Genomic DNA, 21705 nt, shown 5'->3' with positions numbered 1-21705 from the left:
CGGCCTACTTGTAGATGGACTCGGGGTCTTTCAAGACCGGATCGACGGCCTGCCAGCGCGCACCGCCGCCCTCGGCCTCGAGCTTGCTGAAGAAGCAACTGTGCCGGCCCGTGTGGCAGGCGATGCCGGGCTCGTGGCCCAGTTGCGTGACCTTGAGCAGCACCACGTCGGCGTCGCAGTCGAGCCGGATCTCGTGCACGGTCTGCACATGGCCGGACTCCTCGCCCTTGAACCAGAGCTTGCCGCGCGAACGGCTGAAGTACACGGCGCGCTGCAGCTCGAAGGTCTTCTGCAGCGCCTCGCGGTTCATCCACGCGAACATCAGCACATCGCCGCTCGCGGCTTCCTGGGCGATCGCGGGCACCAGGCCCTGCGCATCCCACTTCACGTCGTCCAACCAGTCCATCGCGGGATTCTCGGCGATCACGATGACATCAAAGCCGCACGGGAATGCCACGCGCGGCCATGTGGGCTTTGGCCTGGCCCACGGTGAACTCGCCGTAGTGGAAGATGCTGGCGGCCAGCACGGCGTCGGCACCGCCCGACTGCACGCCGTCGGCCAGGTGGTCCAGGTTGCCGACGCCGCCCGAGGCGATCACCGGAACATTCACGGCATCGCTGACGGCGCGCGTGAGCGCCAGGTCGAAGCCGGACTTGGTGCCGTCGCGGTCCATGCTGGTCAACAGGATCTCGCCCGCGCCGCGCCGCGCCATCTCGGCGGCCCACTGCACGGCGTCCAGGCCGGTGTTCTTGCGCCCGCCATGGCTGTACACATCCCAGCCGGCGCCGCGCTGCGCGGCATCTTCCGGGCTGCGGCGCTTGGCGTCGATGGCCACCACGATGCACTGCGCGCCGTACTTGTCCGAGGCTTGGTTGATCACTTCCGGATCGGCGATGGCGGCCGAATTGAAGCTGGTCTTGTCCGCGCCGGCATTGAGCAGCCGGCGGACGTCGGCGACCGTGCGCACCCCGCCGCCCACGGTCAGCGGGATGAAGACCTGCGAGGCCACCGCCTCGATGATGGGCAGGATCAGGTCGCGGCCATCGCTGGTGGCGGTGATGTCGAGGAAGGTGAGTTCGTCGGCGCCCTGCTCGTTGTAGCGCGCCGCGATCTCCACGGGGTCGCCCGCATCGCGCAGTTCGACGAAATTGACGCCCTTGACGACACGGCCGCCCGTGACGTCCAGGCAGGGAATGATGCGTTTGGCCAGCATGGGCGTTCTGCTCGGAAAAAAGGGAGGAATCAGGCGACGACGGTCAGGCGCTGCCAGCCCGTCCACTGCGCGCCAGGCCGAAGGCTCAGCGCGCGCTCGACCTGGGCGGCCTCCACGCACAGCATCTGCGCGTAGCTGCCGGGCGCCATGTCGGCCATGGTGGCGGACTTGGCCGCGCCGGGGTTCCAGACCACGGTGTCTTCGAAGCTCGCGCTCTGGGCGATCTCCAGCCGGGTGTCGCCATCGAGCAGGCGCAGTGGCGCGGGAGCGGCACGGAACACGCGGTCGAACTCGCCGTCGAAGCGCAGCTCGCCGACGTGCGTGGCGCGGGTGTCGGCCAGGGCGTCCCAGCAAGGCTGGCCGTCCAGGCCCTGCAGCCGCACGCCGGCGATGTCCTGCACCTGCAGGTAGGTGTGCAGTGCGCCCGTGAAGGTCCAGGCCGCGGCGCCGGTGTTCTCCAGTTCCAGCAGCATTTCCAGCCGGCCAGCGCCAAGCCGCAGCGTCAGCGCGAAGCGGAAGTCCGCCTGCCACGAGGCGCGCGTGGCCGCATCGCTGTCGAGGACCAGCGTCAGCAAGACATCGCCCGACGCCGCATCCACGCGCGCTCCGCCGCAATGCCAGGGCAGGTTGCGCGCAAAGCCGTGCTTGGCCAGCGGGCCGCGCGCATTGAACTGCGGCAGGCAAACCGGCACGCCACCGCGGATGGCGGCCTGGCCGTCGAACACCGCCGCAGGGCTCAGGTACAGGCGTTCACGCCCGGCACCGGTCCACGACAGCACGTGGGCGCCATGCAGGGCCACGAGCAGGCTGTCGTCGGGGCCCCAGGTCAGGCGCAGGCAGGGCTGGCCGCGGAAGGATTCGGCCGCGGCCGCCAGCTCAACCATTGTTGTAGTTGTCGGCGCGCTCCTGCGCGCTGGCGAAGTCCAGGTCGCCGGTGTAGATGGCGCGGCCGCAGATCACGCCTTCGACGCCTTCGCTCTCGACCTCACAGAGCTTCTCGATGTCGCCGATGTTGGACAGGCCGCCGGAGGCGATCACCGGGGTGGTCAGGGCCTGGGCCAGCTTGACGGTGGCGTCGATGTTGATGCCCGTGAGCATGCCGTCGCGGCCGATGTCGGTGTAGATGAAGGACTCGACACCGTAGTCCTCGAAGCGCTTGGCCAGGTCGACGACCTCGTGGCCCGTGAGCTTGCTCCATCCGTCGGTGGCGACCTTGCCGTCCTTGGCATCCAGGCCCACGATGATGTGGCCGCCAAAGGCCGTGCATGCGTCGTGCAGGAAGCCGGGGTTCTTGACCGCGGCGGTGCCGATGATCACGTAGCGCAGGCCCGCATCCAGGTAGCGCTCGATGGTGTCCAGGTCGCGGATGCCGCCGCCCAGTTGCACATCGACCACGCTGCCCACTTCCTTCAGGATGCGCCGGATGGCCATCTCGTTCTTGGGTTTGCCGGCAAAAGCGCCGTTCAGGTCGACCAGATGCAGGCGGCGCGCGCCCTGGTCGACCCACTTGCGCGCCATTTCGGCCGGATCGTCGCTGAAGGTGGTGGACTGTTCCATGTCGCCTTGCTTGAGGCGCACGCATTGACCGTCTTTCAGATCGATTGCAGGAATGAGGAGCATGGTGCTGAGTGCAGCCTGGAGCGGTGGGAAGGAAGGGGTCAGGGATTCCAGTGGAGGAAGTTGCGGTACAGCGCCAGACCATGCGCTGCACTCTTCTCCGGGTGGAACTGGGTCGCAAAAATATTATCGCGGGCGATGGCGCAGGTAAAGGTTTCCCCGTACTCCGTCAAGCCTGCACTGTGGCGCTGATCCGACGGACGCGCGTAAAAACTGTGCACGAAGTAGAACCAGCTCTGGTCCGGCACCTCGCCCCAGACCGGGTGGCGGTGCCCGCCGGGCTGCTGCTGTGCGACGCGGTTCCAGCCCATCTGCGGCACCTTGTAGCGGCTGCCATCGGGCTGGGTGCGGCCCTGAAGCTCGAAGCGCAGCACCTCGCCCGCGATCAGGCCCAGGCCGGGCGTGGTGCCGCCGGCGTCGCCGGAACGGGTTTCGGCACTGCGGTCCAGCAGCATCTGCATGCCCACGCAGACGCCGAACAGGGGCTTGCTGGCCGCGGCTTCGAGCACCGATTCCAGCAGGCCGGAGTCGCGCAGCTCGCGCATGCAGTCGGGCATGGCACCCTGGCCCGGCAGCACCACGCGTGTGGCGGCGCGGACTTGTGCCGGATCGCTGGTCACGATCACGTCCACGCCTTCACCGGCTGCGGCAGCCTGCACGGCTTGCGACACCGAGCGCAGGTTGCCCATGCCGTAGTCGACCACGGCCACGGTGTTGCCGGCCATTACAGCGAACCCTTGGTGGAGGGAATGGTGCCCAGCGCGCGCGGGTCGAACTCCAGCGCGCCGCGCAGTGCGCGTGCGAAGGCCTTGAACACGGTCTCGCACTGGTGGTGCGCATTCACCCCGCGCAGGTTGTCGATGTGCAGCGTCACGAAGGCATGGTTGACGAAGCCCTGGAAGAACTCGTGCGTGAGCTGGGTGTCGAACGCACCGATCATGCCGCTCGTGAACGGGACGTTGAGCACCAGGCCTGGACGGCCCGAGAAGTCGATCACCACGCGGCTCAGCGCTTCGTCCAGCGGCACGTAGGCATGGCCGTAGCGCCGGATGCCCTTCTTGTCGCCGATGGCCTTGGCCACGGCCTGGCCCAGCGTGATGCCCACGTCTTCCACGGTGTGGTGGCCGTCGATGTGCAGGTCGCCTTCCACCGCGATGTCCAGGTCGAGCAGGCCGTGGCGCGCGATCTGGTCCAGCATGTGGTCGAAGAAGCCGATGCCGGTGGCCAGTTTGGCCTGGCCGGTGCCGTCCAGGTTCACGCGTACCGTGATCTTGGTCTCGGCGGTGTTGCGGCTGACCTCGGCGATGCGCGCGAGTGGCGCGGTGGGTGTGGGAACTAGGCTGCTCATAGGGATTGCTGCAGGGCCCGCAGCATCTGGGCGTTGTCGTCGGCGCTGCCGACCGTCAGGCGCAGGCAGTTGGCCAGCAAAGGATGCATTTTAGAAACGTTCTTCACGAGCACGCCGCGGGCCTTCATGCCCTCGAACACGGCCTGCGCAGAACCATCCCCGCCCGGCACGCGCACGAGCACCATGTTGGCGTCGCTCTTCCAGACCTGAAGGCCCAGCGCGCGCAACGCGGGCAGCAAGGCATCGCGCTGCTTGCGCAGATCGGCGGCCTGGGCGTCGAACACCTCGGCGTGTTCCAGCGCGAACAGTGCGCATTCGGCGTTGAGCACGCTGATGTTGTAGGGCGGGCGCACCTTGTCGATCTCGGCGATCAGCGCGGCCGGGCCCATCATGTAGCCCAGGCGCACGCCGGCGAGGCCGAACTTGCTCAGCGTGCGCATCAGCAGCACATGGCCGTGGCGCGCCACGCGGTCGATGTAGCTGCGGCTGGCGAAGGGCTGGTAGGCCTCGTCCATGACCACCAGGCCCGGCGCGGCGGCCACGATGCGCTCGATCGCCGCGTCGTCCCACAGGTTGGCCGTGGGGTTGTTCGGGTAGGCCAGGTAGACGATGGCGGGTCGGTGCTCGGCGATGGCGGCCAGCATGGCAGCCTCGTCGAGTTCGAAGTCGGCCGTGAGCGGCACGCCGACGAAGTTCAGGCCCTGCAGCTGCGCGCTCATGGCGTACATCACGAAGCCGGGCACGGGCGCGAGGATGGTCGCGCCGGGCCGGTCGCAGGCCATCGCCAACAGCGAGATCAGCTCGTCCGAGCCGTTGCCGAGCATGAGGCCGAAGCCTTCGGGCATCTGCGCATGGCGTGCCAGCGCCTCGCGCAGGTCGTCGAGCCGGCTGCCGGGGTAGCGGTTGAGTTCCACGGCGCCCAGGCGGTGGCCCAGCTGCGCCTGCAGCGCGGCGGGCAGCCGGTACGGGTTCTCCATCGCGTCCATCTTGAGCAGGCCGCTGGCGTCCTGCACGGCGTAGGCGTGCATGGATTGCACGTCCTGGCGGATGAGCTTGGCGAGACGGGGGGCGAGTGATGCGGTCATGGATTCAGGCGCAGTTCGGCCGCACGGGCATGGGCCTGCAGGCCCTCGCCACGGGCCAGCACGGAAGCGATGGGCCCCAGCACCTGGGCACCAGCCGCGCTGACCTCGATCAGGCTGCTGCGCTTCTGGAAGTCGTAGACACCCAGCGGGCTGGAGAAGCGCGCCGTGCCCGAGGTCGGCAGCACGTGGTTGGGGCCGGCGCAGTAGTCGCCCAGGCTCTCGCTCGTGTAGGCGCCCAGGAAGATGGCACCGGCGTGCTTGAGCAGCGGCTCCCAGCGGTGCGGCTGGGCGCTGCTGACCTCCAGGTGCTCTGGCGCGATGCGGTTGCTGATGGCGCAGGCCTCCTGCATGTCGCGCGTGTGGATCAGCGCGCCACGGCCATTCAGGCTGGCGGCGATGATCTGGGCGCGCGGCATGGCGGGCAGCAGGCGGTCTATGGCCTCCTGCACGGCGTCGATGTAGGCGGCGTCGGGGCACAGCAGGATGCTCTGCGCGAGTTCGTCGTGCTCCGCCTGGCTGAACAGGTCCATCGCCACCCAGTCGGCCGGCGTGCTGCCGTCGGCCAGCACCAGGATCTCGCTGGGGCCGGCGATCATGTCGATGCCCACGGTGCCGAACACGCGGCGCTTGGCGGCGGCCACGTAGGCGTTGCCGGGGCCGGTGATCTTGTCCACGGCCGGCACCGTGGCCGTGCCGTAGGCCAGCGCGGCCACCGCCTGGGCGCCGCCGACCGTGAAGGCGCGCGTCACGCCAGCAACGTAGGCGGCGGCCAGCACCAGCATGTTCTTCTCGCCGCGCGGCGTGGGCACGACCATGATGATCTCGCCGACGCCGGCCACCTGGGCGGGAATCGCGTTCATGAGCACGCTGGACGGATAGGCGGCCTTGCCGCCCGGCACGTAGATGCCCACGCGGTCCAGTGGCGTGACCTTCTGGCCCAGCAGCGTGCCGTCGGCGTCGCGGTAGCTCCAGCTTTCGCCACAGGCCTTCTTCTGGGCCTCGTGGTAGGCGCGGACACGCTGCGCGGCGGCCTGCAAGGCCTTGCGCTGGGCGTCGGGCAGGCCATCGAAGGCGGCCTTGAGTTCGGCCGGCTGCAGCGTCAGCGCCTGCAGGTCGGGCGCATCCAGGCCGTCGAAGCGGCGCGTGTACTCGAGCACTGCGGCATCGCCGCGTTGCTGCACGTCGGCCAGGATCTCGGCCACGCGCTGCTCGATCGCGGCATCGGTGTCGGCCGACCAGTGCAGGCGCGCCTTGAACTGGGCCTCGAAATCGGCCTGCGTGGTCGCCAGGCGCAACGGGCGGGCCGACAGCGTCATGCGGCGCTCCCGGCCGGCTGGCGCAGCGCCGCGGCAAAGCCGTCGATGACCTGGCGCAGCGCCACCTGCTTGCGCTTGAGCGCAGCCTGGTTCACGACCAGGCGCGAGCTGATGTCCATGATGCGCTCGACCTCGACCAGGCCGTTGGCGCGCAGCGTGTTGCCGGTGGAGACCAGGTCGACGATGGCGTCGGCCAACCCCGTCAGCGGCGCGAGTTCCATGCTGCCGTAGAGCTTGATCAGGTCCACGTGCACGCCCTTGGTGGCGAAGAAGTCGCGCGCGATGCCCACGTACTTGGTGGCCACGCGCAGGCGCGAGCCCTGGCGCACGGCCGTGGCGTAGTCGAAGTCCTTGCGCACGGCCACGCTGATGCGGCAGCGCGCGATGTCCAGGTCCAGCGGCTGGTACAGGCCATGGCCGCCGTGCTCGATCAGCGTGTCGCGGCCCGTGATGCCGAGGTCGGCGCCGCCGTATTCCACATAGGTCGGCACGTCGGTGGCGCGCACCAGCACCACGCGCAGGTCCGGCTGGTTGGTCGCCAGGATCAGCTTGCGCGAGGTTTCGGGGTCTTCCAGCACCTCGATGCCGGCGCTGCGCAGCAGCGGCAGCGTCTCGTCGAAGATGCGTCCCTTGGACAGAGCCAGCGTGATCATGCCTTCACCCGTTCGATGTCTGCGCCGATGCCACGCAGCTTGGTTTCCATGCGGTCGTAGCCGCGGTCCAGGTGGTAGACGCGGTCGACCAGCGTCTCGCCGTCGGCCACCAGGCCGGCGATGACCAGGCTGGCCGAGGCGCGCAGGTCGGTCGCCATGACGGTGGCCCCCGACAGGCGCGGCGCGCCCTCGATCAGCGCGACCTTGCCGTCGATCTGGATGCGCGCGCCCAGGCGCACCAGCTCGTTCACGTGCATGAAGCGGTTCTCGAAGATGGTCTCGGTGACCTTGCTCGCGCCCTGCGAGATGCAGTTGAGCGCCATGAACTGGGCCTGCATGTCGGTCGGGAAGCCCGGGTATTCGGTGGTGCGGAAGTTCTGGGCGCGCAGGAATTCGTAGGCCGGCGCATCGGCCTGCACGCGCACGCCGCCTTCGACGGCCTGCACGCGGGCGCCCGCGTCGCGCAGCTTCTCGATCACGGCATCCATGTGGTCGGCGCGCGCCCCTTGCAGCAGCACGTCGCCGCCCGTGGCGGCCACCGCACACAGGAAGGTGCCGGCCTCGATGCGGTCGGCCACCACGGCGTGCGTGCAGCCGTGCAGGCGCTCCACGCCCTCGATGACGATGCGGCGCGTGCCGTGGCCGTGGATGCGAGCGCCCATGGCGATCAGCATCTCCGCGAGGTCGGGGATCTCGGGCTCCTGGGCGGCGTTCTCCAGGATGGTCTCGCCCTCGGCCAGCGCAGCGGCCATCAGGAAGTTCTCGGTGCCGGTCACGGTGACCATGTCGGTCGTGATGTGGGCACCGCGCAGGCGCGTGCGGCCCTCGGGCAGCCTGGCGAGCATGTAGCCGTGCTCGACCACGATCTGCGCGCCCATGGCCTGCAGCCCCTTGATGTGCTGGTCCACGGGCCGCGAGCCGATCGCGCAGCCGCCGGGCAGCGACACCGTGGCATGGCCGAAGCGCGCCAGCAGCGGGCCCAGCGCCAGCACCGAGGCACGCATGGTCTTGACCAGCTCGTACGGCGCCTCGGGCTTGGACAGCGCACGCGCGTTGATCGCCACGCGGCCGTCGTCGTGCTGCTCGACCGCCACGCCCATGTTGCGGATCAGCTTGAGCATGGTGGCCACGTCCTGCAGGTGCGGGACGTTGGACAGTTCGACCTTCTCGTCGGTCAGCAGGGCTGCACACAGCTCGGGCAGGGCCGCGTTCTTGGCGCCGGATATGCGCACCTCGCCGCTCAGGCGGCGGCCGCCGCGAATCAAGAGTTTGTCCATCAGAAGCCGTTCAGGAAATCAGGCCCGCACAGCAGGGGCCGCTGCGGGCGAAGGGAAGCGCTCAGTGCTGGGGCTGGCCCTGGGCCACCCACTCGTCGGGCGTCAGGGTCTTCATCGACAGCGCATGCACTTCGTCGTTGCGTATTTTCTCACCCAGCGTCGCGTAGACCATCTGGTGCCGCTGGATCGGGCGCTTGCCCGCGAAGCCCGTGGAAACGATGGTCGCGTACCAATGCCGGCCGTCGCCCTGCACATGCAGATGCTCGCAGGCCAGGCCGGCAGCGATCAGGGAGCGGAGTTGGTCGGCGGTCATGGGCAGAAATTTCAGTTGCGGATCTTGTAGCCGATGCGCAGCAGGTGCACGGCGATGGCACTCACCACCACCAGCGCCGTGCCCACGATGGCCAGGCTGGTCCACGGCGAGATGTCGCTGATGCCGAAGAAGCCGTAGCGAAAGCCGTCGATCATGTAGAAGAACGGGTTCAGATGGCTCACGGTCTGCCAGAAGCTCGGCAGCGAGTGGATGGAATAGAACACGCCCGACAGGAAGGTCATGGGCATGATCAGGAAGTTCTGGAACGCGGCCATCTGGTCGAACTTCTCGGCCCACAGCCCGGCGATCACGCCCAACGTGCCCAGCAGCGCCGCACCCAGCACGGCGAACACGACGATCCACAGCGGCGCCACCATGTGCACGCCCGTGAAGCCCACCGTGACCAGGAACACGCCGAAGCCCACCAGCACCCCGCGCACCACGGACGAACCCACGTAGGCCACGAACCAGCTCCAGTGCGACAGCGGCGTGAGCAGCACGAACACCAGGCTGCCCATGATCTTGCTCTGGATCAGCGAGGACGAGCTGTTGGCGAACGCGTTCTGCAGCACGCTCATCATCACGAGGCCGGGCACCAGGAACGCCGTGTAGCCGATGGTGTCGTAGATCTTGACCTTGTCTTCCAGCACGTGGCCGAAGATCAAGAGATACAGCACGGCCGTCAGCACGGGCGCGGCCACGGTCTGGAAGCCGACCTTCCAGAAGCGCAGCACTTCCTTGTAGAACAGGGTTTGCCAGCCGGTCATCAGGCCACCAATGCGTCGGGGTTGCGTTCGGCGGCCATGACCTGCAGGAACACGTCCTCCAGGTCGGCCTTGCGGATTTCCACGTCTTCCACCGTGAGGCCGGCCTGGCGCACGGCCGCCAGGTACTGCTCGATCTCGAGCGCGCCCTGGGCCGGCAGTTGCACGATGCGGCCGGTCACGCGCGCGGTGCGCGCCAATGCGGGCGGAAGCTCACGATCCACCTTGAAGCGCAGCACGTTGCTGGAGGCGGACTTGAGCAGCTCGCTGGTCTCGGCCAGGGCCACCATGCGGCCCTGCTTGAGCATGCCGATACGCGTGCACAGGGCTTCGGCTTCCTCCAGGTAGTGCGTGGTCAGCAGCACGGTGTGTCCCTGCCTGTTGAGCTTGGCGATGAACTGCCACAGCGTCTGGCGCAGTTCCACGTCGACACCAGCCGTTGGCTCGTCCAGCACGATCACGGGCGGGCGGTGCACCAGGGCCTGGGCCACCAGCACGCGCCGCTTCATGCCGCCGGACAGCTGGCGCATGTTGGAGTTCGCCTTGTCGGACAGCCCCAGGCTTTCCAGCAGCTCGTCGATCCAGGCCTCGTTGTTGCGCACGCCGAAGTACCCGGACTGGATGCGCAGCGCCTCGCGCACGTTGAAGAAGGGGTCGAACACCAGCTCCTGCGGCACCACGCCGAGCTTGCGCCGGGCCTGCGCGAAATCGCCCTGCACGTCGTGCCCGTGCACGGCCACGCGGCCGCTGCTGGCGCGCGAGAGGCCGGCGAGGATGCTGATCAGCGAGGTCTTGCCAGCGCCGTTGGGGCCCAACAGACCGAAGAATTCGCCCTCCGCGATGTCGAAGCTGACATCGTCGAGTGCACGGAAGGGGGAGCTGCCGCCTTTGGAACCCGAGTAGGTTTTGCTGACGGACTGAAAGGAGATGGCGGGCATGGGCAACCCGGCATTCTAAAGGCCGCCGGCTTTTGCTGCAGGCGGCGGGAAAGGCTCAGACGGCAGCCGGCAGCAGCAGGTCCACACCGTACAGCCTGGCCAGCGAACGCAGCCGCTCCGGCAGTCCGCGCACCGTGAAGCCACGGCCCTGGCTCATGCTCTCGCGCCGGCACTGCAGCAGCACGGCCAACGCCGACGAGTCGAAACGCCGCAGCGCGCTGGCATCCACCAGCACCGGCCCGGTCTGCGAGGCCAAGCCCTGCAACAGCATGTGCAACGAGGCCGAGGCCTCGGCATGCGTCAGCGCGGCCGGCAACACCAGCATCAGCCGCTCTTCTTCTCGTTGGACTTGTTGCGCTGGGCCAGCGCCGCGATCAGGCCATCGAGGCCCTTGGCGTTGATCTCCTGCGAGAACTGGCTGCGGTAGGTCTCCACGAGCCAGATGCCCATCACGTTGAGGTTGTAGATCTTCCAGCCGGCACCCTCGCCTGGCGTCTTCTCGAGCCGGTAGTCCAGCTGCACCGGATCGCCGCGGCCGCGCACTTCGGAGCGCACCACGACCTCCTTGTCCTCGGCCGCGGCACGCAGCGGGCGCACGGAGATCTCCTGGTCGCTGACCTGGGCCAGCGCGCCGGAGTAGGTGCGCACCAGCAGCACCTTGAACTCGTCCTGCAGCTTCTGCTTCTGCGCATCGGTGGCCTGGCGCCAGGCCGGGCCGACCGCCGAAGCCGTCATGCGCTGGAAGTTCACGTTGGGCATGATCTTGGTGTCGACCAGCGTGACGATCTTGCTGACATCGCCAGCCTGGATCGACTTGTCGGCCTTGATGGCAGCCAGCACGTCGGTCGACAGGCGGGTGATCAGGGCGTCCGGGGCCTCGTCGGCGGCAAGGGCCAGGCTGGATATGCCCTGGGCCAGCACCAGACTGGCCACGCCGGCCCAGCGGGCCAGTTGTCTGCGGTTCATCATTTCGCTCTCTCCGACGGGGCACGCGGCCCCTGTGTATGCATGGGATTTTGGAAGCCGCCGGCCGCGTTCTGGTTCCGCGGAGGCCAGGCAGGGTGCAACAGAATGTGCAGCCGCCTACTTTGCCGGCGCCGCCGCCGGCTGCGCATCCGGATCATCGGCATTGCCGTCGTAGTCCGTGGCACCACGCAGTTGCAGGTAGATGTCGCGCGTGAAGCTGTACTTGTCGAGCGCCGCCTCGTCCAGGACGGTGCTGGTGCGCAGCAGTTGCGCGCGCGTGTCGATGATGCGCAGGCCGTACAGGCCATAGCGCGCGCCATGGTCGTCCAGGTGCGAGACCGGGTTGCCCCAGGTATCCACCGGCAGCGCAGCGGTGTCGCGGATGGTCGACGGGCCCAGCAGCGGCAGCACCAGATAGGGACCGGTCGGCACGCCCCAACGGCCCAGGGTCTTGCCGAAGTCCTCGCGGTGGCGCGGGATGTCGGCGTCGCTGGCGATGTCGATCAGGCCGCCCAGGCCGAACACGGTGTTGACCTGGAAGCGGAACAGGCTCTCGACCGCCGCCTGGCCGCGCAGTTGCAGCAGCGCGTTCACGGCGGTCCAGGCGTCGGCCAGGTTGTTGAAGAAGTTGCGCACGCCGGTGCGCACCGGGCTGGGCAGCGTGTCGTTGTAGACCTGGGCCACGGGCTTGAGCACGGCCCGGTCCACGCCTTCGTTGAAGCTGTAGACGCCGCGGTTGAACGGCTCCAGCGGATCGCGCGGGTCGGCGTTCGGGCCGGTGGCGCAGCCGCCAAGCAAGGCCAGCACCAGCACGCCGGCAATGGCAGCACGGGTTCGGACGAAAGAGAACTTCATGGCGGGGTACCCTTATTTTTTTGGCGCAGGCGCCGCGGGCGTGTCTGCTGCCTTGTTGTAGAGGAACTGGCCGATCAGATTCTCCAGCACCACAGCCGATTGCGTGGTGGTCACGGTATCGCCTGCGGAGAGGTTCTTGTCGTCGGCACCGGCCTCGATGCCGATGTACTGCTCGCCGAGCAGGCCGCTGGTCAGGATCTTGAGCGAACTGTCCTTGGGAAAAGTGTAGCGACTCTGCATCGCCAGCGTCACACGCGCCTGGAAACTCTTGTCATCAAATTCGATGGTTTCCACGCGGCCCACGACCACGCCCGCGCTCTTGACCGCCGCCTTGGGCTTCAAGCCACCGATGTTGTCGAACTTGGCGGCGATCTGGTAGGTGGACGACAAGTTCAGACTGGTCAGGTTGGCCGCGCGCAGCGCGAGAAACAGGATGGCAGCCGCGCCCAGCAGCACGAACAACCCCACCCACACATCCGTCTTGGAACGTTGCATCGCCTTCCCTCTTACCCGGCTCGCGGGCCCTTAAATATTGAACATCACGGCCGTCAGCACGAAGTCCAGCGCCAGCACGGCCAGCGAGGACACGACGACGGTGCGCGTGGTGGCACGCGACACGCCCTCGGGCGTGGGCTGGGCGCGCCAGCCCTGCAGCAGCGCGACGAAGGTGACCGTGAAACCGAACACGATGCTCTTGAGCACGCCGTTGCCGACGTCGGCCAGCCAGTCCACGCCGCCCTGCATCTGGCTCCAGAAGGCGCCCGCATCCACGCCGATCATGACCACGCCGACCAGCCAGCCGCCGATGATGCCGACGGCCGAGAACAGCGCGGCCAGCAGGGGCATGGCGATGACGCCGCCCCAGAAGCGCGGCGCCAGGACGCGGCTGACCGGGTCCACGGCCATCATCTCCATGGCGGTGAGCTGCTCGCCGGCCTTCATGAGGCCGATGCCGGCCGTCAGCGAGGTGCCAGCGCGGCCTGCGAACAGCAGCGCCGTGATCACCGGCCCCAGTTCGCGCACCAGGCTCAGCGCCACCAGCAGGCCCAGCGCCTCGGAAGAACCGTAGCGCTGCAAGGTGTAGTAACCCTGCAGGCTCAGCACGAAGCCCACGAACAGGCCCGAGACCATGATGATGGCCAGCGAGTAGTTGCCCAGGAAGTGGATCTGGTCGCGCACCAGGCCGAAGCGGCGCAGGCTGGCACCACCCAGGCCCAGCAGGCGCACGAACAGGCGCGCGGCCTCGCCGAGGTCGGCCAGGGCGGTGCGCGCGGCGAAGCCGATGTCGGCGGGCTTGTACCAGCTCATTTCTTGCGCACCGCCACGGAAGGCCCATGCGTGGGACCGAAGTCCTGGTCGATGTTCGGGCCGGGGTAATGGAACTGCACGGGGCCTTCGGCCTCGGCGTTGACGAACTGGTGCACCAGCGGATCGGTGCTGGCGCGCACTTCGGCCGGCGTGCCCTGCGCAGCGATCCGGCCGTTGGCCAGCACGATGACCTGGTCGGCGATCGCGAAGGTCTCGTCCAGGTCGTGCGAGACGACGATGCTGGTCAGGCCCATGGCGTCGTTGAGCTGGCGGATCAGCTTGGCCGCCGTGCCCAGCGAGATCGGATCCAGGCCGGCGAAGGGTTCGTCGTACATCACGAGCTCGGGGTCGAGCACGATGGCGCGCGCCAGCGCCACGCGGCGCGCCATGCCGCCCGAGACTTCGCTGGGCATCAGATCGCGCGCGCCACGCAGGCCCACGGCATTGAGCTTCATGAGCACGATGTCGCGCACCAGAGCGTCGGACAGGTCGGTGTGCTCGCGCAGCGGGAAGGCCACGTTCTCGAACACATCGAGGTCGGTGAACAGCGCGCCGAATTGGAACAGCATGCCCATGCGGCGGCGGATCGCGTACAGGCCGGTGGGGTCCAGCGCCGCCACATCCTGGCCATCGAACAGCGTCTGGCCCTTCTGCCCGCGGATCTGCCCGCCGATCAGGCGCAGCACGGTGGTCTTGCCACCGCCCGAGGCACCCATCAGCGCTGTGACCTTGCCGCGCGGAATGGTCAGCGAAACGCCATCCAGGATCGGACGCTCTCCGTATGAAAACGAGAGGTCCTTGAGTTCAACCAGGGGTGCGGCAGGGGCGGGGATAGCGTCCATCAAAACAAGAAGGCCGGAGAGCTCCGGCCTTGGACGATGATAAGGGATGCCGCGCGGGCGATCGTATACGCGGCTATTCCCCTAAGGCGCATCAGCGCGGCAGGTCCGAGAAGCCCATCAGGAACTCATCGACCGCGCGTGCGGCCTGGCGGCCCTCGCGGATCGCCCAGACCACCAGGGACTGGCCGCGGCGCATGTCGCCGGCCGCGAAGACCTTGGGCACGTTGGTGGCATAGCCGCCATCGAACTCGGTCGTCGCCTTGGCGTTGCCGCGGGCGTCCTTGTCGACGCCGAAGGATTCCAGCACCGAGGCCACCGGGTTCACGAAGCCCATGGCCAGCAGCACGAGGTCGGCCTTCATGACCACCTCGGTGCCCGGGATCTCCACCAGCTTGCCGTCCTTGAACTCCACACGCACGGTCTTGAGGCCCGTGACCTTGCCCTTCTCGCCGATGAACTCCTTGGTGGAGATCGCGAACTCGCGCTCGCAGCCCTCCTCGTGGCTGGAGCTGGTGCGCAGCTTGATCGGCCAGTAGGGCCAGGTCAGCGGACGGTTCTCGACCTCGGGCGGCTGCGGCATCACCTCGAACTGCGTCACGCTGGTGGCGCCATGGCGGTTGCTGGTGCCCACGCAGTCGCTGCCGGTGTCGCCGCCGCCGATCACGATGACGTTCTTGCCATCGGCGCGCAGCTGGCCCTTGAGCTTGTCGCCCGCGTTGATCTTGTTCTGCTGCGGCAGGAACTCCATCGCGAAATGGATGCCGTCCAGGTCGCGGCCCGGCACGGGCAGGTCGCGCGACTGCTCGGAGCCGCCGGTCAGCACGATGGCGTCGAAGTCCTTCTGCAGCTGCTCGGGCGTGACGCTGTGCTTGGCCCAGTTCGTGACCTTGGAGTCCTTGGGCCAGGTGCCCACGACCGTGCTGGTCTTGATCGTCACGCCCTCGGCCTGCAACTGCTCGACGCGGCGGTCGATGTGCGACTTCTCCATCTTGAAGTCGGGGATGCCGTAGCGCAGCAGGCCGCCGACGCGGTCGTTCTTCTCGAACAAGGTCACGTCATGGCCGGCACGCGCCAGCTGCTGGGCGGCGGCCAGGCCGGCCGGGCCGGAACCGACCACGGCGACCTTCTTGCCGGTCTTGTGCTTGGCCGGGCGCGGCGTGACCCAGCCCTCTTCCCAGGCCTTGTCGATGATGGCGTGCTCGATCGACTTGATGCCGATGGCGTCGTCGTTCACGTTCAGCACGCAGGCGGCCTCGCAGGGCGCCGGGCAGATGCGGCCCGTGAACTCGGGGAAGTTGTTGGTGGAGTCCAGCACCGCGAACGCGTTCTGCCAGTCGTTGCGGTAGACCAGGTCGTTGAAGTCCGGAATGACGTTGTTGACCGGGCAGCCGTTGTTGCAGAACGGCGTGCCGCAGTCCATGCAGCGCGCGCCCTGGACCTTGGCCTGCTCGGGCGTGAGCGCCACCACGAATTCCTTGTAGTGCTTCAAGCGCTCCTCGACGGGCTTGTAGCCCTCCTCGATGCGCTCGTGCTCCATGAAGCCGGTGATCTTTCCCATCGTGTTCTTCCTCGTTGTTCTGGCTGCGTTCAGACCTTGGCGGGCTGACGGACTGCGTGCGGCTCCAGCCCCACGTGCGCGTTGTTGCCGCTGCTGGCCAGCTCGACCTTGCGGTCGTGGATCTCGCCCAGGGCGCGCTTGTATTCGTTCGGGAACACCTTCACGAACTTGCCGCGCGTGTTGGCCCAGTCGTCCAGCAGGTCGCGCGCGCGCTTGCTGCCGGTCCAGCGGTGGTGGTCTTCCAGCAGCTTGCGCAGGATGGCCTCGTCCGTCTGGCCGGCGTGCCAGTGGCCGCGCTTGACGGTGGCGGTCTGCTCGGCCGTGGTCAGCACCTTCTCCAGCGTGACCATGGCCGGGTTGCAGCGGCTGGCGAACTGGCCGTCCTCGTCGAACACATAGGCCACGCCGCCGCTCATGCCGGCGGCGAAGTTGCGGCCGGTCTTGCCCAGCACGGCGACGGTGCCGCCCGTCATGTACTCACAGCCGTGGTCGCCCGTGCCTTCCACGACGGCCGTGGCACCCGACAGCCGCACGGCGAAGCGCTCGCCGGCCACGCCGCAGAAGTAGGCCTCGCCCGTGGTCGCGCCGTACATCACGGTGTTGCCCACGATGATGTTGCGCACGGCCTCGCCACGGAAGTCCAGGCTGGGGCGCACGACCACGCGGCCGCCCGACAGGCCCTTGCCCGTGTAGTCGTTGGCCTCGCCGATCAGGTACAGCGTGATGCCCTTGGCGAGGAAGGCGCCGAACGATTGCCCGCCCGTGCCCTCGAACTGGATGTGGATGGTGTCGTCCGGCAGGCCTTCGGGGTGCACGCGGGTGACGGCGCCCGAGAGCTTGGCGCCCACGGTACGGTTCACGTTGCGGGCCACCTCGATGAAGCGCACCTTCTCGCCCTTCTCGATGGCGTCCTTGGCCTTCTCGATCAGACGCGTGTCCAGGTTGTGCTCCAGGCCATGCTCCTGGTTCTCGACATGGAAGCGCGGCACATCGGCCGGCACCTCGGGCAGCGCGAACAGGCGCGAGAAGTCCAGGCCCCTGGCCTTCCAGTGGGCGATGCCCTTCTTGATGTCCAGCAGGTCGGCGCGGCCGATCAGGTCGTCGAACTTGCGGATGCCCAGCTGCGCCATGATCTGGCGCACTTCCTCGGCGACGAAGAAGAAGTAGTTCACCACGTGCTCGGGCTTGCCCGAGAACTTCTTGCGCAGCACCGGGTCCTGCGTGGCCACGCCCACGGGGCAGGTGTTCAGGTGGCACTTGCGCATCATGATGCAGCCCTCGACCACCAGCGGCGCAGTGGCGAAGCCGAACTCGTCGGCGCCCAGCAGCGCGCCGATGGCGACGTCGCGGCCGGTCTTCATCTGGCCGTCGGCCTGCACGCGCACGCGGCCGCGCAGGCGGTTCAGCACCAGGGTCTGCTGGGTCTCGGCCAAGCCGATTTCCCAGGGGCCGCCGGCATGCTTGATGGACGACCAGGGCGAGGCGCCCGTGCCGCCGTCGTGGCCGGCGATCACGAGGTGGTCGCTCTTGCACTTGGTGACGCCCGCGGCGATCGTGCCCACGCCCACTTCGGACACCAGCTTGGTGCTGATGGAGGCGTGCGGCGCCACGTTCTTCAGGTCGTGGATCAGCTGCGCCAGGTCCTCGATCGAGTAGATGTCGTGGTGCGGCGGGGGCGAGATCAGGCCCACGCCCGGCACGGCGTAGCGCTGCTTGCCGATGTACTCGGTGACCTTGCCGCCGGGCAGCTGGCCGCCCTCGCCAGGCTTGGCGCCCTGGGCCATCTTGATCTGGATCTGGTCGGAGGACGACAGGTACTCCGCCGTCACGCCGAAGCGGCCCGAGGCCACCTGCTTGATGCGCGAGCGCAGCGAGTCGCCGTCCTTCAAAGGCAGGTCGACCTCGACCTCCTTGTCGCCGATGATGCTCTTGAGGGTGTCGCCCTGCTTGATCGGGATGCCCTTGAGCTCGTTGCGGTAGCGCGCGGGGTCTTCCCCGCCCTCGCCCGTGTTGCTCTTGCCGCCGATGCGGTTCATGGCCACGGCCAGCGTGGCGTGCGCCTCGGTGGAGATCGAGCCCAGCGACATCGCACCCGTGGCGAAGCGCTTCACGATCTCGGACGCGGCTTCCACCTCGTCCACCGGGATGGCCTTGGACGGATCGATCTTGAACTCGAACAGGCCGCGCAGCGTCATGTGGCGGCGGCTCTGGTCGTTGATGATCTGCGCGTATTCCTTGTACGTGTTCCAGTTGTTGGCGCGCGTGCTGTGCTGCAGCTTGGCGATCGCGTCGGGCGACCACATGTGCTCTTCGCCACGCGTGCGCCAGGCGTACTCGCCGCCGGCGTCCAGCATGCCGGCCAGCACCGGGTCGTCGCCGAAGGCAGCCGCGTGCATGCGCAGCGCTTCTTCGGCGATCTCGAACACGCCGATGCCTTCCACGCGGCTGGCGGTGCCGCTGAAGTACTTGTCGACCGTGCTGTTGTTCAGGCCGATGACCTCGAACAGCTGCGCGCCGCAGTACGACATGTAGGTCGACACGCCCATCTTGGACATGATCTTGGACAGGCCCTTGCCGATCGCCTTGACGTAGTTGTAGACGGCCTTCTCGGCCGACAGCGCGCCGGGCAGGTCGGCATGCATGGCCGCCAGCGTCTCCATGGCCAGGTAGGGGTGGATGGCTTCGGCACCGTAGCCGGCCAGCACGCCGAAGTGGTGCACTTCACGCGCGCTGCCCGTTTCCACGACCAGGCCGGCCGTGGTGCGCAGGCCCTCGCGCACCAGGTGCTGGTGGATCGCGCTGGAGGCCAGCAGGGCGGGAATCGCGACCTGGGTCGCGCTCACGGCGCGGTCGGACACGATCAGGATGTTGGCGCCGCCCTTGATCGCGTCGACAGCCTCGGCACACAGCGAGGCCAGCTTGGCTTCCACGCCCTCGCGGCCCCAGTCGGCCGGGTAGGTGATGTCCAGCGTGGCCGAGCGGAACTTGCCCTGGGTGATGCGCTCGATGTCGCGCAGCTTGGCCATGTCGGCGAAGTCCAGGATGGGCTGGCTCACTTCGAGCCGCATCGGCGGGTTGACCTGGTTGATGTCCAGCAGGTTGGGCTTGGGGCCGATGAAGCTGTTCAGCGACATCACGATGGCCTCGCGGATCGGGTCGATCGGCGGGTTCGTGACCTGCGCGAACATCTGGCGGAAGTAGTTGTAGAGCAGCTTGTTCTTGGAGGACAGCACGGCCAGCGGGCTGTCGTTGCCCATGGAGCCGATGCCCTCTTCACCGGCCTGCGCCATCGGGCTCATCAGGAACTTGATGTCTTCCTGCGTGTAGCCGAAGGCCTGCTGGCGGTCCAGCAGCGAGACAGCGCTGTCAGACGGCGCGCCGGAGGTTTCCGACAGGTCGTCCAGCTTGATGCGCAGGTTCTCGATCCACTGCTTGTAGGGCTTGGTGTTGACGACGAGCGACTTGAGCTCCTCGTCCTCGATCATGCGGCCCTGTTCCAGGTCGATCAGGAACATCTTGCCGGGCTGCAGGCGCCACTTCTTGATGATCTTGTGCTCGGGAATCGGCAGCACGCCGGACTCGGACGCCATGATGACCATGTCGTCGTCGGTCATGATGTAGCGCGAGGGGCGCAGGCCGTTGCGGTCCAGCGTGGCGCCGATCTGGCGGCCATCGGTGAACACGATGGAGGCCGGGCCATCCCAGGGCTCCATCATGGCGGCGTGGTACTCGTAGAACGCGCGGCGGCGTTCGTCCATCTTCTCGTGCTGCTCCCAGGGCTCGGGAATCATCATCATCACGGCCTGGGCGATCGGGTAGCCCGCCATGGTCATGAGTTCCAGGCAGTTGTCGAAGGTGGCCGTGTCGGACTGGCCGGCGAAGCTGATCGGGTACAGCTTGGCCAGGTCGGCCGCCAGCACCGGGGACGACATCACGCCCTCGCGCGCCAGCATCCAGTTGTAGTTGCCACGCACCGTGTTGATTTCGCCGTTGTGGGCGACATAGCGGTACGGGTGGGCCAGCGGCCACTTGGGGAAGGTGTTGGTGGAGAAGCGCTGGTGCACCAGGCCGATGGCCGAGACGCAGCGCTCGTCGGCCAGGTCGACGTAGTACACGCCCACCTGGTCGGCCAGCAGCAGGCCCTTGTAGACCACGGTGCGGCTGGACATGGAGGGGACGTAGTACTCCTTGGAGTGCTTCAGTTCCAGGTTCTGGATGTTGGCGCTGGCCGTCTTGCGGATCACGTACAGCTTGCGCTCCAGCGCGTCCTGCACGATCACGTCGGCGCCGCGGCCGATGAAGACCTGGCGCAGGATGGGCTCGGTCTTGCGCACGGCCGGGGACATCGGCATGTCCTTGTTGACCGGCACGTCGCGCCAGCCCAGCAGGACCTGGCCTTCGGCCTTGATGGCGCGCTCGATCTCCTGCTCGCAGGCCATGCGCGAGGCGTGTTCCTTGGGCAGGAAGATCACGCCCACGCCGTATTCGCCGGCCGGTGGCAGCGTCACGCCCTGCTTGGCCATCTCTTCGCGGTACAGCAGGTCGGGGATCTGGATCAGGATGCCGGCACCGTCGCCCATGAGCTTGTCGGCGCCCACTGCGCCGCGGTGGTCAATGTTCTCCAGGATCTTGAGCGCCTGGGTCACGATGTCGTGCCGCTTCTCGCCCTTGATGTGGGCCACGAAGCCCAGGCCGCAGGCGTCGTGCTCGTGTGCGGCGGAATACAGGCCGTGCTGGGCCAGGTGTTGGATTTCTGCATCCGTGGTCATCGACGCACTCCTTCGGGTTTTCACTCAATCGCGGGGGAAGCGGAGCATAGTGCGTTGCAACAAGGATGCCAAGCAGAAAAAATAGGGTCAGATCCCTTTTAAATCCCGAGTTTTTTCATCAGAAAATATCTAGGGACACATCAAATCCAGGCCGATCACCGCCCTTGTGTACACGGCGACGGCCGATGCTCAGGAGGTCTTGCGCGGGCGGCCCGGCTGGCTGCGCGTGAGCCGGCGCGGCGCGGATTGCTGCAAACGCGCCACGAACCCCTCGTCGCCCAGTGCCCAGCCCCCCAGAACGGAGCGTGTCAGTGCATCCTGCTGCGCCGATGTGACGCCTTCATGCACCATGCTGGCGTATGCGGCCTCGCGCGCGAACGGTGTGTTGTCCAGCGCCCAGTAGGCGGGCGGCGGCGTGAGCCAGCCATCGTTGCGCAGTCCCGCGTAGTGGCCATGGCTGGACCAGGGATAGTCCTTGGCCGCCTGCACCAGCGAGGCGCGCACGGGGTTCAGATCGAAGTAGGCCATGCAGGGCAGCAGGTACAGCTCGGGTTGCAGGACCGTGGAACGGTAGCGCCCCTCCCACAGCGTGCCGCTGCGGCCATGGGCCAGGTTGAAGCGGCGCACGTAGGTGCGCCCCACGGCCTGCAGGACGTGCGAGAGCGCGCCCTCCTGCGGCGGCGTCAACAGCAGGTGGAAGTGGTTGGGCATCAGCACGTAGGCGTGCAGCGCCACGCCCGCGCTACGGCACTCCTGCGCCAGCAGCTGCAGCATGGCCGCGTGTTCCTCGGCGGTCGTGAAGATGGGCTGGCGGTTGTTGCCGCGTTGCAGCACGTGGTGCACCTGGCCGGCCAGGGACAGGCGGGGCAGGCGCGCCATGTC

At 67.7% G+C, this 21705-nt stretch carries 22 protein-coding genes; all 22 read right to left on the bottom strand.

What is annotated here, in order from left to right:
- Positions 1 to 4: 4 nt before the first annotated feature.
- The 22 genes from hisI to ACSQ4M_RS12445 all read right to left on the bottom strand — a co-directional run bounded on the left by hisI (position 5) and on the right by ACSQ4M_RS12445 (position 21702).
- On the bottom strand, positions 5 to 406 hold the full coding sequence (gene hisI, locus ACSQ4M_RS12550) for a phosphoribosyl-AMP cyclohydrolase (protein ID WP_056672838.1): 402 nt from the start codon (positions 404 to 406) through the stop codon (positions 5 to 7).
- Between the two features lie 28 nt (positions 407 to 434).
- Positions 435 to 1214 (bottom strand): imidazole glycerol phosphate synthase subunit HisF, encoded by a 780-nt coding sequence (gene hisF / locus ACSQ4M_RS12545; protein WP_436189854.1) that lies wholly within the window; start codon positions 1212 to 1214, stop codon positions 435 to 437.
- A 29-nt stretch (positions 1215 to 1243) separates the two neighbouring features.
- Positions 1244 to 2098 carry a D-hexose-6-phosphate mutarotase gene (locus ACSQ4M_RS12540; RefSeq protein ID WP_436189853.1) on the bottom strand — a complete coding sequence of 285 codons (855 nt, stop codon included), beginning with the start codon at positions 2096 to 2098 and terminating at the stop codon, positions 1244 to 1246.
- Positions 2091 to 2834 carry a 1-(5-phosphoribosyl)-5-[(5-phosphoribosylamino)methylideneamino]imidazole-4-carboxamide isomerase gene (gene hisA / locus ACSQ4M_RS12535; protein WP_056672264.1) on the bottom strand — a complete coding sequence of 248 codons (744 nt, stop codon included), beginning with the start codon at positions 2832 to 2834 and terminating at the stop codon, positions 2091 to 2093. The genes ACSQ4M_RS12540 and hisA overlap by 8 nt, the downstream gene beginning before the upstream one ends.
- A gap of 38 nt (positions 2835 to 2872) precedes the next feature.
- On the bottom strand, positions 2873 to 3556 hold the full coding sequence (gene hisH / locus ACSQ4M_RS12530) for an imidazole glycerol phosphate synthase subunit HisH (protein ID WP_436189852.1): 684 nt from the start codon (positions 3554 to 3556) through the stop codon (positions 2873 to 2875).
- On the bottom strand, positions 3556 to 4179 hold the full coding sequence (hisB, locus tag ACSQ4M_RS12525; RefSeq protein ID WP_436189851.1) for an imidazoleglycerol-phosphate dehydratase HisB: 624 nt from the start codon (positions 4177 to 4179) through the stop codon (positions 3556 to 3558). Before hisB ends, hisH begins: the two co-directional genes overlap by 1 nt.
- A complete protein-coding gene (gene hisC / locus ACSQ4M_RS12520; RefSeq protein WP_436189850.1) occupies positions 4176 to 5264 on the bottom strand; it encodes a histidinol-phosphate transaminase in 1089 nt (362 codons plus the stop codon). Before hisC ends, hisB begins: the two co-directional genes overlap by 4 nt.
- The gene (hisD, locus tag ACSQ4M_RS12515; protein WP_436189849.1) at positions 5261 to 6580 is read right to left on the bottom strand and encodes a histidinol dehydrogenase; all 1320 of its coding nucleotides are present in this window, start codon (positions 6578 to 6580) and stop codon (positions 5261 to 5263) included. The genes hisC and hisD overlap by 4 nt, the downstream gene beginning before the upstream one ends.
- Entirely contained in the window at positions 6577 to 7233 is a 657-nt protein-coding gene (gene hisG, locus ACSQ4M_RS12510; RefSeq protein WP_436189848.1) for an ATP phosphoribosyltransferase, read from the bottom strand. Before hisG ends, hisD begins: the two co-directional genes overlap by 4 nt.
- Positions 7230 to 8510, bottom strand: coding sequence for a UDP-N-acetylglucosamine 1-carboxyvinyltransferase (gene murA, locus ACSQ4M_RS12505; protein WP_436189847.1), 1281 nt, complete (start codon positions 8508 to 8510; stop codon positions 7230 to 7232). Before murA ends, hisG begins: the two co-directional genes overlap by 4 nt.
- Positions 8511 to 8571: 61 nt before the next feature.
- Positions 8572 to 8823, bottom strand: coding sequence for a BolA family protein (locus ACSQ4M_RS12500; RefSeq protein ID WP_436189846.1), 252 nt, complete (start codon positions 8821 to 8823; stop codon positions 8572 to 8574).
- 11 nt (positions 8824 to 8834) lie between these two features.
- A complete protein-coding gene (locus ACSQ4M_RS12495) occupies positions 8835 to 9590 on the bottom strand; it encodes an ABC transporter permease (RefSeq protein ID WP_436189845.1) in 756 nt (251 codons plus the stop codon).
- On the bottom strand, positions 9590 to 10525 hold the full coding sequence (locus ACSQ4M_RS12490) for an ABC transporter ATP-binding protein (RefSeq protein WP_436189844.1): 936 nt from the start codon (positions 10523 to 10525) through the stop codon (positions 9590 to 9592). The genes ACSQ4M_RS12495 and ACSQ4M_RS12490 overlap by 1 nt, the downstream gene beginning before the upstream one ends.
- 55 nt (positions 10526 to 10580) lie before the next feature.
- On the bottom strand, positions 10581 to 10850 hold the full coding sequence (locus ACSQ4M_RS12485) for an STAS domain-containing protein (protein ID WP_436189843.1): 270 nt from the start codon (positions 10848 to 10850) through the stop codon (positions 10581 to 10583).
- Positions 10850 to 11494: an MlaC/ttg2D family ABC transporter substrate-binding protein gene (locus tag ACSQ4M_RS12480; protein WP_436189842.1), complete on the bottom strand. Its 645-nt coding sequence runs from the start codon at positions 11492 to 11494 to the stop codon at positions 10850 to 10852. The genes ACSQ4M_RS12485 and ACSQ4M_RS12480 overlap by 1 nt, the downstream gene beginning before the upstream one ends.
- 114 nt (positions 11495 to 11608) lie before the next feature.
- A complete protein-coding gene (locus ACSQ4M_RS12475) occupies positions 11609 to 12346 on the bottom strand; it encodes an MlaA family lipoprotein (RefSeq protein WP_436189841.1) in 738 nt (245 codons plus the stop codon).
- A 12-nt stretch (positions 12347 to 12358) separates the two neighbouring features.
- Positions 12359 to 12841, bottom strand: coding sequence for an outer membrane lipid asymmetry maintenance protein MlaD (gene mlaD / locus ACSQ4M_RS12470; RefSeq protein WP_436189840.1), 483 nt, complete (start codon positions 12839 to 12841; stop codon positions 12359 to 12361).
- A gap of 30 nt (positions 12842 to 12871) precedes the next feature.
- Positions 12872 to 13654 carry a lipid asymmetry maintenance ABC transporter permease subunit MlaE gene (gene mlaE, locus ACSQ4M_RS12465; RefSeq protein WP_436189839.1) on the bottom strand — a complete coding sequence of 261 codons (783 nt, stop codon included), beginning with the start codon at positions 13652 to 13654 and terminating at the stop codon, positions 12872 to 12874.
- Complete coding sequence (locus tag ACSQ4M_RS12460) at positions 13651 to 14496, bottom strand: ABC transporter ATP-binding protein (RefSeq protein ID WP_436189838.1); 846 nt, start codon at positions 14494 to 14496, stop codon at positions 13651 to 13653. Before ACSQ4M_RS12460 ends, mlaE begins: the two co-directional genes overlap by 4 nt.
- A 91-nt stretch (positions 14497 to 14587) precedes the next feature.
- A complete protein-coding gene (locus ACSQ4M_RS12455; RefSeq protein ID WP_436189837.1) occupies positions 14588 to 16054 on the bottom strand; it encodes a glutamate synthase subunit beta in 1467 nt (488 codons plus the stop codon).
- Positions 16055 to 16083: 29 nt separating this feature from the next.
- Positions 16084 to 20823, bottom strand: a complete 4740-nt coding sequence (locus ACSQ4M_RS12450) for a glutamate synthase-related protein (RefSeq protein ID WP_436189836.1) — start codon at positions 20821 to 20823, stop codon at positions 16084 to 16086.
- A 189-nt stretch (positions 20824 to 21012) separates the two neighbouring features.
- Positions 21013 to 21702, bottom strand: coding sequence for a transposase (locus ACSQ4M_RS12445; RefSeq protein ID WP_436189835.1), 690 nt, complete (start codon positions 21700 to 21702; stop codon positions 21013 to 21015).
- Positions 21703 to 21705 lie beyond the last annotated feature (3 nt).

The sequence above is a fragment of the Pseudorhodoferax sp. LjRoot39 genome (assembly GCF_964253035.1).
Classification (GTDB): domain Bacteria; phylum Pseudomonadota; class Gammaproteobacteria; order Burkholderiales; family Burkholderiaceae_C; genus Pseudorhodoferax.
Note: the sequence above shows the minus strand (reverse complement) of the source record. Positions and strands in the feature narration are given on the sequence as shown.